The 14,564-nt window shown below is 67.8% G+C and carries 18 protein-coding genes, 1 tRNA gene and 1 other RNA gene; 4 read left to right on the forward strand and 16 right to left on the reverse strand.

Annotated features, from left to right (window positions below; genetic code table 11):
- Positions 1–30: 30 nt before the first annotated feature.
- The 10 genes from rnpB to AC2YG9_RS17640 form a co-directional block, all read right to left on the reverse strand.
- Positions 31–428, reverse strand: an RNA gene (rnpB, locus tag AC2YG9_RS17595) — RNase P RNA component class A.
- 49 nt (positions 429–477) lie between these two features.
- Entirely contained in the window at positions 478–960 is a 483-nt protein-coding gene (locus AC2YG9_RS17600) for a sterol desaturase family protein (protein WP_487299291.1), read from the reverse strand.
- Complete coding sequence (locus AC2YG9_RS17605; RefSeq protein ID WP_487299292.1) at positions 957–2,159, reverse strand: ABC transporter permease; 1,203 nt, start codon at positions 2,157–2,159, stop codon at positions 957–959. The genes AC2YG9_RS17600 and AC2YG9_RS17605 overlap by 4 nt, the downstream gene beginning before the upstream one ends.
- A complete protein-coding gene (locus AC2YG9_RS17610; RefSeq protein ID WP_487299293.1) occupies positions 2,156–3,100 on the reverse strand; it encodes an ABC transporter ATP-binding protein in 945 nt (314 codons plus the stop codon). Before AC2YG9_RS17610 ends, AC2YG9_RS17605 begins: the two co-directional genes overlap by 4 nt.
- A complete protein-coding gene (locus tag AC2YG9_RS17615; RefSeq protein WP_487299294.1) occupies positions 3,097–3,984 on the reverse strand; it encodes a polyprenyl synthetase family protein in 888 nt (295 codons plus the stop codon). Before AC2YG9_RS17615 ends, AC2YG9_RS17610 begins: the two co-directional genes overlap by 4 nt.
- A gap of 96 nt (positions 3,985–4,080) precedes the next feature.
- Positions 4,081–4,701 carry a class I SAM-dependent methyltransferase gene (locus tag AC2YG9_RS17620; RefSeq protein ID WP_487299295.1) on the reverse strand — a complete coding sequence of 207 codons (621 nt, stop codon included), beginning with the start codon at positions 4,699–4,701 and terminating at the stop codon, positions 4,081–4,083.
- Positions 4,702–4,718: 17 nt separating this feature from the next.
- Positions 4,719–5,165, reverse strand: coding sequence for an NUDIX domain-containing protein (locus tag AC2YG9_RS17625; protein ID WP_487299296.1), 447 nt, complete (start codon positions 5,163–5,165; stop codon positions 4,719–4,721).
- On the reverse strand, positions 5,165–6,196 hold the full coding sequence (locus AC2YG9_RS17630) for a phospholipase C/P1 nuclease family protein (RefSeq protein WP_487299297.1): 1,032 nt from the start codon (positions 6,194–6,196) through the stop codon (positions 5,165–5,167). Before AC2YG9_RS17630 ends, AC2YG9_RS17625 begins: the two co-directional genes overlap by 1 nt.
- Positions 6,187–6,873: a nitroreductase family protein gene (locus tag AC2YG9_RS17635; protein ID WP_487299298.1), complete on the reverse strand. Its 687-nt coding sequence runs from the start codon at positions 6,871–6,873 to the stop codon at positions 6,187–6,189. The genes AC2YG9_RS17630 and AC2YG9_RS17635 overlap by 10 nt, the downstream gene beginning before the upstream one ends.
- Positions 6,870–7,457: a glutathione S-transferase family protein gene (locus AC2YG9_RS17640; protein WP_487299299.1), complete on the reverse strand. Its 588-nt coding sequence runs from the start codon at positions 7,455–7,457 to the stop codon at positions 6,870–6,872. The genes AC2YG9_RS17635 and AC2YG9_RS17640 overlap by 4 nt, the downstream gene beginning before the upstream one ends.
- A 277-nt stretch (positions 7,458–7,734) precedes the next feature.
- Here AC2YG9_RS17640 and AC2YG9_RS17645 point away from each other — a divergent pair, with 277 nt between their 5' ends.
- Entirely contained in the window at positions 7,735–8,181 is a 447-nt protein-coding gene (locus AC2YG9_RS17645) for a 3D domain-containing protein (protein ID WP_487299300.1), read from the forward strand.
- 37 nt (positions 8,182–8,218) lie between these two features.
- Here AC2YG9_RS17645 and AC2YG9_RS17650 read toward each other — a convergent pair whose 3' ends face one another.
- Genes AC2YG9_RS17650 through cobA form a run of 5 tightly spaced genes read right to left on the reverse strand, consistent with a single transcriptional unit; the run spans position 8,219 to position 12,271 of the window.
- A complete protein-coding gene (locus AC2YG9_RS17650) occupies positions 8,219–8,956 on the reverse strand; it encodes a phosphoadenylyl-sulfate reductase (RefSeq protein ID WP_487299301.1) in 738 nt (245 codons plus the stop codon).
- Positions 8,956–9,453: a DUF934 domain-containing protein gene (locus tag AC2YG9_RS17655; RefSeq protein ID WP_487299302.1), complete on the reverse strand. Its 498-nt coding sequence runs from the start codon at positions 9,451–9,453 to the stop codon at positions 8,956–8,958. The genes AC2YG9_RS17650 and AC2YG9_RS17655 overlap by 1 nt, the downstream gene beginning before the upstream one ends.
- Positions 9,437–11,092, reverse strand: coding sequence for a nitrite/sulfite reductase (locus tag AC2YG9_RS17660; protein ID WP_487299303.1), 1,656 nt, complete (start codon positions 11,090–11,092; stop codon positions 9,437–9,439). Before AC2YG9_RS17660 ends, AC2YG9_RS17655 begins: the two co-directional genes overlap by 17 nt.
- Before the next feature lie 4 nt (positions 11,093–11,096).
- Positions 11,097–11,453: a DUF2849 domain-containing protein gene (locus AC2YG9_RS17665; protein ID WP_487299304.1), complete on the reverse strand. Its 357-nt coding sequence runs from the start codon at positions 11,451–11,453 to the stop codon at positions 11,097–11,099.
- Entirely contained in the window at positions 11,450–12,271 is an 822-nt protein-coding gene (gene cobA, locus AC2YG9_RS17670; protein ID WP_487299305.1) for a uroporphyrinogen-III C-methyltransferase, read from the reverse strand. Before cobA ends, AC2YG9_RS17665 begins: the two co-directional genes overlap by 4 nt.
- Before the next feature lie 178 nt (positions 12,272–12,449).
- On the opposite strand from cobA, the gene gcvA reads away from it, so the two are divergent.
- Positions 12,450–13,409 carry a transcriptional regulator GcvA gene (gene gcvA, locus AC2YG9_RS17675; protein ID WP_487299306.1) on the forward strand — a complete coding sequence of 320 codons (960 nt, stop codon included), beginning with the start codon at positions 12,450–12,452 and terminating at the stop codon, positions 13,407–13,409.
- 8 nt (positions 13,410–13,417) lie between these two features.
- A complete protein-coding gene (locus AC2YG9_RS17680; protein ID WP_487299307.1) occupies positions 13,418–13,747 on the forward strand; it encodes a chorismate mutase in 330 nt (109 codons plus the stop codon).
- On the opposite strand, the gene AC2YG9_RS17685 is transcribed toward AC2YG9_RS17680, so the two are convergent.
- The gene (locus tag AC2YG9_RS17685) at positions 13,744–14,085 is read right to left on the reverse strand and encodes an Hpt domain-containing protein (RefSeq protein ID WP_487299308.1); all 342 of its coding nucleotides are present in this window, start codon (positions 14,083–14,085) and stop codon (positions 13,744–13,746) included. The genes AC2YG9_RS17680 and AC2YG9_RS17685 overlap by 4 nt on opposite strands.
- A 77-nt stretch (positions 14,086–14,162) precedes the next feature.
- Between AC2YG9_RS17685 and AC2YG9_RS17690 the strand changes: the two genes are divergently transcribed.
- A tRNA-Lys gene (locus AC2YG9_RS17690) sits at positions 14,163–14,238 on the forward strand.
- The last annotated feature ends 326 nt before the right edge of the window (positions 14,239–14,564 follow it).

Here is a 14,564-nt window from a genome sequence, read left to right on the forward strand (position 1 = left end):
CCGCTTGCCGGGGGAAGGAAGGGGAGTGAGCGGATCAGATGGCCTGTAAGCCGGGTTCTGTCCCGGCCGCGAACGGCCGGTGACGATCATTCCTCTGGACCGCCCCTCGCGGGACGGTTCTCGCGACCAACCCGGACGCCTCGGGCCGGTGACGGCCCTGCCTGAAGTATCGGCCCGAAGGACGACTTATCAGGCGCGGAATCCCTATTCGGTCTTGCTCCAGGCGGGGCTTGCCGTGCCAGGACTGTTACCAGCCCCGCGGTGGGCTCTTACCCCACCCTTTCACCCTTACCTCTCCGAAGAGAGGCGGTTTGCTCTCTGTGGCGCTATCCCTGGGGTCGCCCCCGGCGGGCGTTACCCGCCGCCTTGTCACCGTGGAGCCCGGACTTTCCTCGACGCTTGCGCGCCGCGATCGCCCGGCCATCTGATCCGGGCGGAGGAATGGGCGTGGTCGCCCCGCAGGTCAAGGGCGGAAGGTCAACCCTCGTCGGCGGCGACGCCCCGGGCGGCGAGCTGGGCCTTCAGCTTGCGGACGTCGGGCGCCATCAGGAAGCCGAACGAGACGCAGCCTTCCTTGGTGTGGACGGCGTGGTGGAAGCGGTGGGCCTGGATCAGGCGCTTCCAGTAGGCGCTCTTCGCCTTTGGCATGGGGAAGCGGCGGTGGACCAGGCCGTCGTGGAACAGGAAGTAGATGGCCCCGTAGGTAGTGATGCCGCAGCCCACCGGGAGCAGCCAGGGCGTCCCGTGGACGCCGAAATAGATGGCGACGATGGCCGGGGCGGCGAAGACCACGGCGAAGAGGTCGTTGAGCTCGAAATTGCCGGTGCGCGGCTCGTGGTGGGACCGATGCCAGACCCAGCCCCAGCCATGCATGACATAGCGATGCATCACCCAGGCGAAGCCTTCCATGAAGACCACCGCGGCGAAGTAGAGGACGATAAACTGCAGAACCTGGATCATCGGCGAACCCGGCGGGCCATCACATGCGCCAGCACAAGCCCCGCCAGGCCCGTGCCGACCAGAACCCCCCAGGCAGCATACTGCGAAGTCCACTCCGCGTCGCGCCAAAGCAGCGCCTGATAGGCGTCGATGGCCCAGGCGTGGGGGGTGAAGAAGCCGAGGTCCTGCAGCCAGGGCGGCATCAGGAAGCGAGGCGTCAGGCTGCCGCCGACCGCCGCCAGCAGCAGAAACACGAAGGTCGAGACCAGCTGGGCCTGGTCGCGGCTGCGGGTCAGGGCGACAACGCCGAGCGCCATGCCGCCGGCGCAGATGCCGACGCAGATGCTGGTCGCCAGCCAGGGCAGCAGGTGGCTGCGCACCTGGGTGTCGTAGAGAACCTGGGCGACCAGGAAGATGGCGCAGGCCTGCAGCACCGTCTGCAGGACGATGAACAGGAACTTGCCGTTCAGCGCAGGCACCATGCCGGCGGTCCCGGCCAGGATACGGTCGGCGACCCCGGCCTTGCGCTCCTCGATCAGGGTCAGGGCCGCGTTCACCGCCGAGAACAGGGCAAAGAGAATGGTCACCGCCCCGGCGTAGTAGCTGATGGTCCCCCGGCTCCGTCCGGCGCCGGAGATGGCTTCGACGGCGAACAGGTCTTGGTCGGCAGGGACGGGGCGGCCGGCGCTGGCGTCGGCGTGGACCCGGTCAACGATCCCCTTGGCCCGCGCCCGCTGTTCCTTGGTGGGGGCATAGGCCGGGCCGACCATGCGCAGGTTCTTCTCCAGCATGACGTCGGGCAGGCGTTCGCTGAGCGCCGCCTGGATGCGGCCCTGGGTCATGGGGGCGGCCATGGCCCGGGTGCTGTCGGTGACGACCAGGAAAGGAGTCCCCTCCCCGGCCGGGTCGGACAGGATGATCAGGCCGGCGTCGGCCTTGCCGGCGCGGACCTGGCGGCGGACGGTCTTGGCGGTGTTGGGATCGGCGGTCACCGCCCGCAGGTGGCCGTCCTGCAGCAGGGCGTTGACCAGGCGACCGGACGCCGGCGTCCGGGCCTGGTCGGCGATGACCAGCTTCAGCTTGATGTTCTCGCCGGTCGCGCCGGAGAACACGGTCGCGAAGATCACGAAGACCAGCGGCGGCAGGAGGAAGGTCATGGCCAGGGCGCCGCGATCACGCAGCAGCCGAAGCAGCATCACCCGGAACATCGCGAACATCATGCGGCGTCTTGCCAGTCTGCGACGAGGGTGAAGAGGTTGTGCAGGCTGGGCTGGCGCACGCGGATCTCGCGCGGCGTGACGCCCGACTTGCGCAGCGTCGCATCCAGCTTGCCGGCAGTGGCGTAGCCGCCGGCGTCGAGCGTGGTCCAGACGTTGGTCTTGCCGCGTCGCTCCAGGCCGGCGCCGGCCAGGACGATCTCGTCGCCGCTGTCGGGGTCCTCGTCGAGCTGGACAAGGATTTCCAGTTCTTCGCCGAAGGCCTGGGTGATCAGGTGGCGGGGCGAGCCCTCCATCACCTTCTTGCCCTCGCGCAGGAAGCCGACCCGGTCGGCCAGATCACCGGCCTGGTCGAGGTCGTGGGTGATCATCAGCACGCAGACGCCGGTGTCGCGCAGGTCGCGGATGACCCCGTCCAGGGACTCGCGGGCTTCCGGCTCGACCCCAACCATCGGCTCGTCGAGGACCAACAAGCGGGGGCCGTGCAGAATGGCGCAGGCGATGTTGACCCGCCGGCGGTAGCCGCCGGACAGTTTGCCGATCGGCTCCTTCTCATGGTCATCGATGCGGCAGAGGTGGGTGGCACGGGCCACGGCGTCGCGCAGGTCCTTGCCCTTCACCCCGGCCAGGCGGCCGAAGGTCTGGAGGTTCTCGCGCACGGTCATGTGGTTGTAGAGGCCAATGTTCTGCGGAACGAGGCCGAGTGCGGCGCGGCAGACCGGTGTCGACCAGGGGTTCTGTCCCTCCAGGGCGATGTCGCCCTTGTCCAGCTTCATGCGGCCACAGATGGCGTGCAACAAGGTAGTCTTGCCGGCGCCGGCGGGCCCGAGCAGAGCGTAGATTTCGCCGGGACGCAGGGTCAGATCGACGCCGCGCAGCAGCTTGCGGCGGCCGTGGCTGAGCTCGGCGCCCCAGACGTTGAGGATCGGCCGGCTGTCGGTCACGCGGCGACCTTGCGGGGGCCGAACAGGGCGCTGGCATAGCGCCAGGCGTGGTCGCCGCAGCGGGCCTCGGCCAGGGCGTCCCGGGCAGCGTCGAGGTAGCCCTGCATGGCCTGGCGGGCCCCGGCGACGCCAAGGCTGGTGACCAGGGTCGGCATGCCTGCGTCCTTGCCCTGATCCTTGCCGTCGGCGGCCGCGCCCTCGACATCCAGGATGTCGTCGCGGATCTGGAAGGCGAGGCCGAGCCGGCGGGCGAACTCGCCGATGGCGGCCAGTCGGGCGCCGTCGGCTCCGGCGATCAGGGCGCCGGCCTGGGCCGGGGCGACCAGCAGGACGCCGGTCTTCTGGTGGTTCAGGAGATCGATCTCGTCATTGCTCAGGGTCTTGCCGCGGCGGTCGAGGTCACGGGACTGGCCGGCGACGAGGCCGCGGAAGCCGACGCATTCGGAGAGGCGGGCGGTCAGCTCGACCTTGGCCTGGTCGGTCAGGCCGGCATCGTCGGCGATCACCCCGTAAGCGCGGTTGAGCAGGGCCACGGCGGCGAGGATGGCGCTGGCCTCGTCGAAGGCCTTGTGGGTGGTGGCGACGCCCCGGCGCAGGCTGGCGTCATCCATCGACGGCAGGTCGTCGAGAATCAGGGAGGCGGTGTGAACCATCTCGAAGGCGCAGGCCACGTCGAGGGCGGCGCCGTCGGGAGCTCCGAAATCGCGGGCGACGAGAATGGCCAGCATGGGACGGAAGCGCTTGCCCGGCGCAAGAACGGCGTAGCGGGCGGCGCCGGTCAGGGGCGCGGGAGCCTGGCCGTCTGGCGGCAACAGCTGGGCCAGGCGACGCTCGACAAGGCTTCGGGTCTGTTCGAGCCCATTGAAGAAGGCCGCATCGTCCATCTGCTGGCCACTAGCCCCGTCTCGCCCCCGAAGCAGGCCGGATGAGTTTTGAACGTCGGTATGATGAGCGTCAACGCGTCAGTTGGCCCTCAAGCGCTAAGCTCTGGCCTCTCCCCACTCGTTCCAGCCGACCGACTTGGGGGTGCTGGGCAGGTACATGCTGCTCAGGTCCGTGATGGCGAAGCCGGCGGCCGCGATGCCAGCCGCGACCGGGCGAGTCAGGTGGCAGCCGCCGGCCATGCGCTTCCACAGGGGTTCGATGAAGCCCTGCCAGCTGGCCACCTTGGGGTCGGGCGAAAGGCCATGCTCGCAGAACAGGAAGCGGCCGCCGGGCTTGAGCACGCGTTTGGCCTCGGCCAGGGCGGCCGGTGGCGAGGAGACGGTGCAGAGGGTGAAGGTGCAGACCACGCAGTCGAAGCTGGCGTCCGCGAAGGGGAGCTGTTCGGCGGTCCCGTCCTGGATGTCGACCTTGAGGCCGTCCGGGCGCGGGGCCTTCTGGGCGATGGCGCGAAGTTCCGCTGAGGGATCGACGCCGGAGACGCTGGTCACCTTTGCGGCGTCGTAGTGGATAAGGTTCATGCCGCCGCCAATGCCAAGCTCCAGCACCCTGCCGGCCGCCTTGGGCACGACCTTCTTGCGCTGATAGGTGATCGGCTTGGCCCCGCAGGCGCAGCCGATCAGTTTGGGCATGATGTGACGGTCGTAGAAGCTGGTCATGGGCCTAGGTTGCGGGGTCAGCCCCGCTCGCGCAACCATTTCGCGACGGCCCAGGCGTGGCTCTCGTGGCGGAGTTTCAGCACCGCTTCCTGGGGATCAAGCCAAACGAGCGTGTGGTCGTCCTCGACCTTGAGGGAGGGGTCCTCGCCGGTCAGGGTCGCTTCGTAGATGCCGCCCTCGTTTTCGACCGGCTCGCCGTCGCTCTTGAGGAACAGCTGGACGGCGCGGACAATCAGGGCGCCGGGGCGGGCGATGAGGCCCGTCTCTTCGCCGAATTCGCGGATCAGGGCCTCGGCTTCGCTCTCCATGCCGTCGACGGCGCCGCCGGGCAGGTCGTGGTAGCTGCGGTCGTCGCTGCGGGTGACGTGGACGCAGGCGATGAGGCCGTCCCGCTCGCAGACGCCGAAGGCGGCGGGACGCAGGCGGTAGGCTTTCTCCGGGTCGCGGAGGCCGAACTCCAGCATCAGTCCTTGCCCAGCAGCGACACCCAGGGATCGACCTTGCCCGACACCACGTCGTCGACGGCCACCGCCGGCCAGCCGACCTTGCCGGTGGCGCTCTCGCGCCAGGCCATGACGACCATGTCGCGCAGCTCGCCGGCGCCCGATCCGATCAGGTCGGTGGCGAAGGCGACCGCTTTGGGGTCGTTGGTCTTGAAGGCGTTCTCGCCCCAGAGGACGTAAAGCGGCTCGGTCTGGGTGTTGGTCTTCAACAGGTACGCGACGGTGCGCTGTTCGATCGTGCAGGCGCAGTCGCGGACGGCCGGGACGGCGGCGCGGGCGCCGACCAGGGTGACGTTGCGGGCCACGAACTCACCCTCGAAAGGGCTGTGCAGCCGGTCGTTGCTGTAGCCCTTGGGGTTCGGGAAATCGCCCCAGCCATTGTAGTGGATCGAGGTGTGCAGGGGTTGGGAGCCGTCGCCCACGTAGTGGGCGAACTCGCCGAGATCCCGCAGGATCAGCTGCTCGCGGCGCAGGCGGTCGGCCTTGTACCAGGCCTTCTGCTTGCCCTTCGCGCGCTTCTCCATGGCGGTCAGGACGCGCCAGTAACGGAAGTCCTGGGTCAGCTGCTGATAGCCGTCGATGATCGAATACTGCAGCCAGCCGGCCTTCCAGCCGTCGAGTCCCTTCTCCTGCAGAGCTTTCTCGTACTCGGCGCGGGTCGACTTCAGCTCGCCCACGGGCATGACGCCGAAGACCAGGCCGTTGTCGTCGATGTCGATGAAATGGGCGCCCTCGCGGTCGGTGTCGTGCAGCTTGCCGGCGCCCTTCCAGCGATCGGGCTCCCGGGCCAGTTCGCCCATGGCGGCGACGGCCTTCTTGCCGCGCAGGAAGGCGGGGATCTCGGCCGGCAGGGCCTCGACAGCCAGCTGGCCGATGATGCGGTGCCCGCTGGCGCCCCATGCCAGGGCCTGGGTGGCGATCACGGCGCCGAGACCGATGGCGGCAAGGAGGGCTGGAATGCGCTTGGAATACATGAGGGTCGTCAAAGCCATGTGGTGATGTTGTCGAGGGCCTTTCTATGCCGGGCGAAGCGCGGTGTCGCGGCGTTCGTGGCTGGATAGCCGACAACCACGATCAGATAGGGTTTGTCAGTGGCCGGACGACCGCAGATTTCGTTGAGAAATCCCATTGGCGCAGGCGTGTGGGTCAAGGTCGCCAGCCCGGCCTGGTGCAGCGAGGCCAGCAACAGGCCGGTGGCGATGCCGACAGATTCGTTGAAGTAATAGGCCTTGCGATCCTCGCCAGAGACCGCCCCGGCTCGCCGTTGGGCGAAGACGACGATCAGCCAGGGCGCGATCTCCAGGAACGGTTTGTGCGGATCGGTGCCTAGAGGAGCCAACGCCTCAAGCCAGGCCTCGCCGGCCTTTCCGGCGTAGAAGGCCCGCTCCTCCTCCTCCGCCGCCTGGCGAATTCGCTGCTTGACCGCCGGGCTGCCGACCACCGCGAAATGCCAGGGCTGAAGATTGGCCCCACTGGGGGCGCTGGCGGCGGTCCGCAGACAGGTCTCGATCAGGCCTCGCGGCACGGTTCGATCGGAAAAATCGCGGACAGTCCGCCGGGCGGCCATGACCTGGAGGAAAGCCTCGGCCCGGCTGGCCATCTCGGCCGGATCCAGATTGGTCCAGGCCAGGGGTTCGAGCACAAAGGCCTTCGGGTCCGGCTCGTTCATGCAATCTCCAGCGCCGCCTCGACACGCCGGATCCAGGCCTGGACCGCCGGATAGTCCGACAGGTCAAAGCCGCCCTCGTGCGCGACCCGAGTGTAGGCGACGAGGCTGATATCGGCGAGGGTCAGGTCGTGACCGACCAGGAAGGGGTTGCCCTCCAGGGCCATCTCCAGACGGGCCAGGGCCGCCTTGCCGCGTTCAACGATCTTGGGGTCCAGATCGGACGCCGCCTTGCCCAGATAGGCCATCTGGAAGCGGGCGACCGCGACGTAGGGCTCATGACTGTACTGCTCCCAGAACAGCCACTCGAACATCTTGGCGCGCTCGTACGAGTCCTTGGGGACCAGGTCGGAGCCTTCAGCAAGGTGAAGTATAATTGCGTTGCTTTGCGCTAAAGCGCGACCATCCTCCAGCACAACCAGAGGAACCTGACCGGCCGGGTTCCGCGCGAGGAAATCAGGCGTACGACTTTGGCCCTTGAGGATGTCGGTTTCGACCCAGCGATACGGCCTACCGATTCGGTCGGCGGTCCACTTTACCTTGAGACAATTGCCACTGATGCTGTCGCCAAACACAGTGATACTCATGGTTTTTCTCCCTGCGACACCGGACGGGGTTGCCTTTTGAGCCCTCGGTCGCTACCTAGCCCCGACCTGTCGTCGAGAAACAAAGGGGGGACCGCTGATGAAGCGTACCTCAGCATGCCTCGCCGCACTGGCTTTTATGCTGGTTGCAAGTTCTTCGTCCGCCCAGGATTTGGGCAGCGCAAACGGCGATCCCATCGGGGATCTTATCGCGCAGATCAACACCGAGACGCCGGTCGCCCAAACCAATGCTGGGAAGACGGTCGGACTCCGTGGGACCATGTCGCCCATTCCGGACGATGCCATCCTGCCTGATGACAACGCGAGCCAGGCCAGGACCGTTCCCGGCGAGGCCGACTGGAATATGCGCGTCACCCTGTACCACTCGGGCGGCGGCGGCGCGGGCGCCCGCGACAGCCTGGGCTGTCCGGTGGTAGCCATGCGCACGGCGGCCAGCGACCCCCGGGTCGCCCCCAAGCGCTCCATCGTGTTCATTCCGGAAACGGTCGGCATGGCCATGCCCGACGGCGGCGTGCATGACGGCTACTGGTACATCTCCGACACCGGCGGCGCGGTCAAAGGCGCCAAGATCGATCTGTTCACCGGCCACGGCCGGGGCTCGATGCGGCCGCTGATGAAGATCAACACCAAGACAGTGCAGGTCATGAAGGCCGGCACGTTCACCGGTTGCCCGAAGGCCGGTCAGCGGATCGCCACGGCGAAGTAGGGGCAAAGCCCCTTCCTCCCTCATTGAAGGGCGCGGGTCAGATATCCCCGCCCACGTTGGTCGGCGCGACATGGGCGCGGGCGACGTGGATGCCGCATTCTGTCTTGTCCTGGCCGGCCCAGCGGCCGGCGCGGACGTCGGCGCCCTCTTCGACCGGGCTGGTGCAGGGCCAGCAGCCGATCGAGGGGAAGCCCTGGGCGACCAGCGGGTGGGCCGGCAGGTCGTGCAGGGCGACGTAGGCGTCGAGCTCTTCCTTGCCCCAGTTGGCCAGGGGATTGAACTTGATCTGGTGGTCGGCCTGTTCGACCACCGCCAGGCGCAGGCGGTCGCCGCCGTGGAAGCGCTTGCGCCCCGTCAGCCAGCCGTCGAAGCCCTCGAGGGCGCGGTCCAGCGGCAGAACCTTGCGGATATTGCAGCAGGCGTCGGTGTCGGTCTTCCACAGGTTGGCGTCGGGATCGCCGACGGCGAGGTCCTGGAAGCGCGGCCGCAGGTCACGGACGTCGGTGAGGCCAAGGCGTTGGGCCAACTGCTTGCGGTAGTCGAGGGTCTGGCCGAACAGCATGCCGGTGTCGAGGAAGAGGACGGGGATGTCCTTCTTCACCTGGGCGGCCAAATGCAGCAGCACGGCGCTCTCCGCCCCGAAGGACGAGACCAGGGCCAGGCGCTCGCCGAAGGTCGTTACGGCGGCTTCGATGATGGTGGTCGGGTGGGCGCTGCGCAGTTCCGCGTCCAGCAAGGCCGCGGTTGTGGGGCGCTCGAGCTGGTCGAAGGCCATTACCTTCTCTCCTCGAAGGCCGGCGGGCGGTTGTCGGCCGCACGCTGGTACACATGCCGGAAGAGGCCGGCAGCCTTGGCCCATTGTTCAGGAGTGGCGCCGTCGGCCGGCGCGAAGGAATCGAAGCCCGTGCGGACCATGAAGCTTGCTTGTTGCAAGAGGACATCGCCGACCGCCCTCACCTCGCCCGCATAGGCGAAGCGCTCGCGCAGCAGGGTGGCGGTGGTGAAGGTGCGGCCGTCGCGGAACTTTGGGAAGACCACGGCCACCAGCGCCAGGCGCGGCAGGTCGTAGGCCAGGTCCTCGACCGCCTCGTCGGTCTGGATGCGGACGCCGACGGCGCGGCCGGCGGTGACAAGCGCGTCGCCCTCGGCCTGGAAGCGGCTCAGGCTGAGAATGACCGGGCCGGCCGGAATATCGTCCTCGTCGGCGACGTCGGTGAAGACGTCGTCGGCGTATCCGAACTTGCCGCCTTCGAGCTTAATGAGCGTCGGCATAGACGGCCTCCTTGAAGGGGGCCATGCCCAGGCGGCGGAAGGTGTCGAGGAAGCGTTCCTCGCCCTGGCGGGCCGACAGATAGGTCTCGACCAGGCGGTCGACGGCGTCGGCGACCTTGTCGGCCGGCAGGGCCGGGCCGAGGATCGAGGCGAGCGAAGCGTCTTCCGCGCCCGAGCCGCCGAGGCTGAGCTGGTAGAATTCCTCGCCCTTCTTGTCGACGCCGAGCACGCCGATGTGGCCGACGTGGTGGTGGCCGCAGGCGTTGATGCAGCCGCTGATCTTGATCTTCAGCTCGCCGATGTCCTCGGCCCGGTCGGCGTCGGCGAAGCGGTCCTGGATCGACTGGGCGACCGGGATGGCGCGGGCGTTGGCCAGGGCGCAGTAGTCGAGGCCCGGGCAGGCGATGATGTCGCTGATCAGGCTGATGTTGGAGGTCGCCAGACCCACGGCCTGCAGGGCGCGGTGGACGGTGGGGACGTCGTCCAGCTTCACATGCGGCAGGACGAGGTTCTGTTCGTGAGTGGCCCGGATATCGCCCAGGCCATAGCGTTCGGCCAGGTCGGCGACCGCCTCCATCTGCTCGGCGGAGGCGTCGCCAGGGGTGGCGCCGGGGGCCTTCAGGCTGATCTCGACGATGGCGTAGCCGGGCTGCTTGTGGGCCTTGACGTTGTTACGCACGAAACGGGCGAAGGCCCGGTCGGAAGCCAGTTCGGCGTCGAAGACGTCGGACTTCGGGGCCAGCGTCTCGAACGGGACCTTGATGAAGCTGCCGCGGATGCGGGCCAGTTCGGTGTCGGGCAGATCGCGGCCTTCGCCGATCTTCAGCCACTCTTCCTCGACCTGGCGGCCGAACTCTTCCGCGCCCAGGCTGGCGACGAGGATCTTGATGCGGGCCTTGTAGGAATTGTCGCGGCGGCCGTGGCGGTTGTAGACGCGCAGAACCGCTTCCAGATAGCTGATCAGCCGGCTGGCCGGCAGGAACGGCTTGATGGTCGGGGCCAGGTAGGGCGTGCGGCCCTGGCCGCCGCCGACCATGACCTCGAAGCCGAGGGCGCCGTCGGCGTTGCGCAGGACCTTCAGCCCGATGTCATGGGCGCGGGCGGCCGTGCGGTCGGTCTCGGACGCGGTGACGGCGATCTTGAACTTGCGCGGCAGGTAGCTGAACTCGGGGTGCAGCGTCGACCACTGGCGCAGGACTTCGGACCAGACGCGGGGGTCGTCGACCTCTTGCGCCGTGGCGCCGGCGTAGGGGTCCGACGTGACGTTGCGGATGCAGTTGCCGCTGGTCTGGATGGCGTGCATCTGCACCCCGGCCAGATGGTCGAGGATGTCCGGCGTGTCGCCCAGCTTGATCCAGTTGAACTGGATGTTCTGGCGGGTGGTGAAATGGCCATAGCCCTTGTCCCAGGTACGGGCGATGTGGGCGAAGGCGCGCATCTGCGTCGGGTTCAGCGAGCCATAGGGGACGGCGACCCGCAGCATGTAGGCGTGGAGCTGGAGGTAGAGGCCGTTCATCAGGCGCAGGGGCTTGAATTGGTCCTCTGTGATGTCGCCGGCCAGACGGGCGACGACCTGGCCGCGGAACTCGGCGGCGCGGTCCTCGAGGAATTCCTGGTCGATGATGTCGTAGCTGTACATGGGGCTACTTCCTGCGGATCAGGTCGACGCGGCCGGTCGAGCGGGCGGCGCCGGTGGCGGCCTGCAGGGCTTCGATGGCGGCGCCGCCTTCGGCCTGCTTGCCGTGGGTGGGTTCGTTGGTCGGACCAAGGGCGCGGATGCGCTCGCGGTAGCTGACCGGCGCCAGGCCGGCGGGGCCCTGGGCGATGTCGATCAGATAGGGTTCGACGATGACGGTCGGCTGGCCCTTGGCGACGGCGACGGCGGCCTCGCCCCCGTCATCCTCGAAGATGTCGGCGTCGGCGAAGCGTTCGACCCACTGGCCGGCCTGCCAGAAGACGACCTCGCCATCGATCAGGCGGTTGGCGGTCAGGACCTTCATGCCGACACCCGCGCCAGGATGGCGTCCGGAGCGTCATTGGCCTGAGCCATCGACATCGCCTCGCCGACCATCAGCAAGGCCGGGCCGGAGAGGTCGGCGGCGGTCTCGGTGAGTTGGCCAAGCGTGGTCGGCAGTCGTTGCTCGTCGGCGCGGCTGGCGTTGACGACGATCAGGGCCGGGGTCGAGGGCGCGCGGCCAGCGGCCATCAGGCGCTCGGCGATCAGGCCGGCGGTGCTGAGGCCCATGTAGATGACCACGGTCTGGTTGGCGCGGGCCAGGGCCGGCCAGTCGAGATCCGGCTCGCCGTGGGCGGCGTGGCCGGTGACGAAGGTGACCGACTGGGCGGCGCCGCGATGGGTGAGCGGGGCGCCGGCCGAGGCGCTCGCGGCCAGGGCGGCGGTGACGCCGGGCACGACCTGGGCTTCGAGACCGGCGAAGCGGCAGGCGGCCAGTTCTTCACCGCCCCGGCCGAAGATGAAGGGGTCGCCGCCCTTGAGGCGGACGACGGTCAGGCCTTGTTGGGCGAGGGCGACCAGGAGATCGTTGATGTCGTCCTGCGGCAGGGTGTGGCGCGACTTGCGCTTGGCGACGTCGATGAGGCGGGCGCCGGCAGGGGCCAGGGCGAGAATTTCAGAGGAAACGAGGCCGTCGTGGACGATGACATCGGCCGTGCCGATGACACGGGCGGCCTTGATGGTCAGCAGGTCGGGGTCGCCCGGACCCGCGCCGACCAGCCAGACCATGCCGGGTTTCGCGCGACGGCCATCGAGCGCCACGAGACGCCTGTTGGAGGATGCGGGACGCGAAAGCCGGGACATGGCGCGATAGCTTCTCTATAAGGGCGGCGAGAGGGTCGAGGCGGGCCGAAAACGACCCGCCCCGCCCGATACCCGATGACGAAAAGGGCCGTGACGCCATCGGACACTTGCTAACTGGGCTCGCGAAGACCACTTCGCAAACTAGGACTTCTGCCGGGGCGTTCAGGAAAACTTGGGGATGGATAAACCCTCTGATCATCGCAGGCGCCTGCCGCCGCTGAACGCCTTGCGGGCGTTCGAGGCGGCCGCGCGCCATCTGAACTTCTCCAGAGCCGCCGAAGAGCTGTCGGTGACGCCCGGGGCCGTGAGCCAGCAGATTCAGAACCTGGAAGACTATGTCGGGGCGGCGCTGTTCAAGCGCACGCCCAAGGGCCTCCTGCTGACCGACGCAGCCCAGACCGCCCTTCCCGCCCTTAGAGAAGCCTTCGACCGGCTGGCCGAGGCGGCGTCGCTGCTGACCGCCGCCGTCGACGGCCGGCGCCTGACCCTGACGGCCGCGCCGTCGTTCGCCGCCAAATGGCTGGTGCCGCGGCTGGGCAAGTTCGAGGAGAAGCATCCGCAGGTCGATGTCTGGCTGTCGGCCGGCATGGAGGTGGTCGACTTTGCCTCGGGTGAGATCGACCTGGCCATCCGTTACGGCGGCGGGCGCTATCCGGGCCTGGAGGTCATCAAGCTGATGACCGAGACGGTGATCCCGGTGGTCAGTCCCAACCTCTTGAACGAGAATCCGCTGAACGATCCCAGCGACCTGTCGCACCACATCCTGCTGCACGACGGCAGCCCGGACGCCGACGACAGCTGCCCCGACTGGGCCATGTGGCTGGCGGCGCGGGGCATTCGCGGCGTCGACGGAACGCGGGGGCCGCGCTTCAACCAGTCGAGCCTGGTCATCGAGGCGGCGGTCAACGGCCGGGGCGTGGCCCTGGCCAAGCGGACGCTGGCGCAGGCCGATCTCGACGCCGGACGGCTGGTGACGCCATTACAGATCGCCACGGCGGTGGACTTCGCCTATTACGTCGTCCACCCCAAGACCAAGGGACGGCTGCCGCAGGTTAAGGCCTTCGTCTCCTGGCTTATGGAAGAGGCGGCCGCCCACGAAGCCGCCCTCCAGACCCTCGACAACGGCGCAGGTATCTAGAGTTCTTCATGCCCAAAGACGTTTCCGTATCGGTCGACCCCCGGGTCGCGCCGCAGGACTGCACGACGATGGCCGAGGTCCGTGTCGGGGTGGATGCCCTGGACCGCGCCTTGGTGAAGCTGCTGGCTGAGCGCCAGGGCTACATGGACGCCGCCGCCCGGATCAAACCGGACCGGGGCGTAGTGCGCGACGTGGCGCGGATCGAGGACGTGGTCGCCAAGGTGAAAGCCGCCGCCACCGAGGCCGGGCTCTCGCACGCCATTGCAGAACCGGTATGGCGAACGCTCGTCGACCGCTGCATCGCCTATGAGTTCGGCGTCTGGGACAAGACCCGCTAGCCTTTGAGGCTCTTCAACATCAGTTCGTGCTGATAGGCCGCCACGTCGAGCAGGGCGGCGTCCAGGGCCGCATGCACGGCCGGCAGCACGCCCGTCCCTTCCCGCTCGGCCCGTTCGCAGACGTCGGCCAGGGCGTTGGCCCCGATTCCCCTCGCCGCGCCCTTGATGGTGTGCAGGGCGTCGTTCCAGCCGGGGTCGCCGGGCTCGAGCATTCGCGACCAGATCGTCGCCTGTTCACGGAACAGATTCAGCACCTCGTCGATGACCCCGAAATCCCCGGCCGCAAAGCTTTCCAGGTAGGGAAAATCGACCGCTCCGGTGATGTCTCGCTTGGCCAAATTACGCCCCTTGTGTCCCGAGCAATTTCGAGTATGTTCCGCGCCCTCGCCGCCGGGTACGCCCGAACCGTCGATACGGGTGCATAGCTCAGTTGGTAGAGCAGCTGACTCTTAATCAGCGGGTCGTAGGTTCGAATCCTACTGCACCCACCACTTTTTTGTTGAGGCTTTTCAAAAGCCTAAGTGGTGTCCCTCAATATCTCCGCAGCATGCCATCGCCGTTGGCCGTGTGTTGGCAAGCCAACAGCAAGCTGCTCGTTCGGTCAAGCTGACTGACACCCGAATGCGAGGCGCCGTTTTGCGCCGCGAGGGACATGAAATAATTCCGCAAAGGCTGACTTTCGGCCCGCCCGGCAACTCATCGCATCGATAAGGATTTCGAATGTCAGCGGCCTGCCCGTGGCCGGAACAGTTACGGAAGTCAGCATCCCGTGAGACCGTCAGCGCACGTCATCCGGCGGCAAATCATCTGACCGTCA

The organism is Caulobacter sp. SRI_014 (assembly GCF_057586315.1).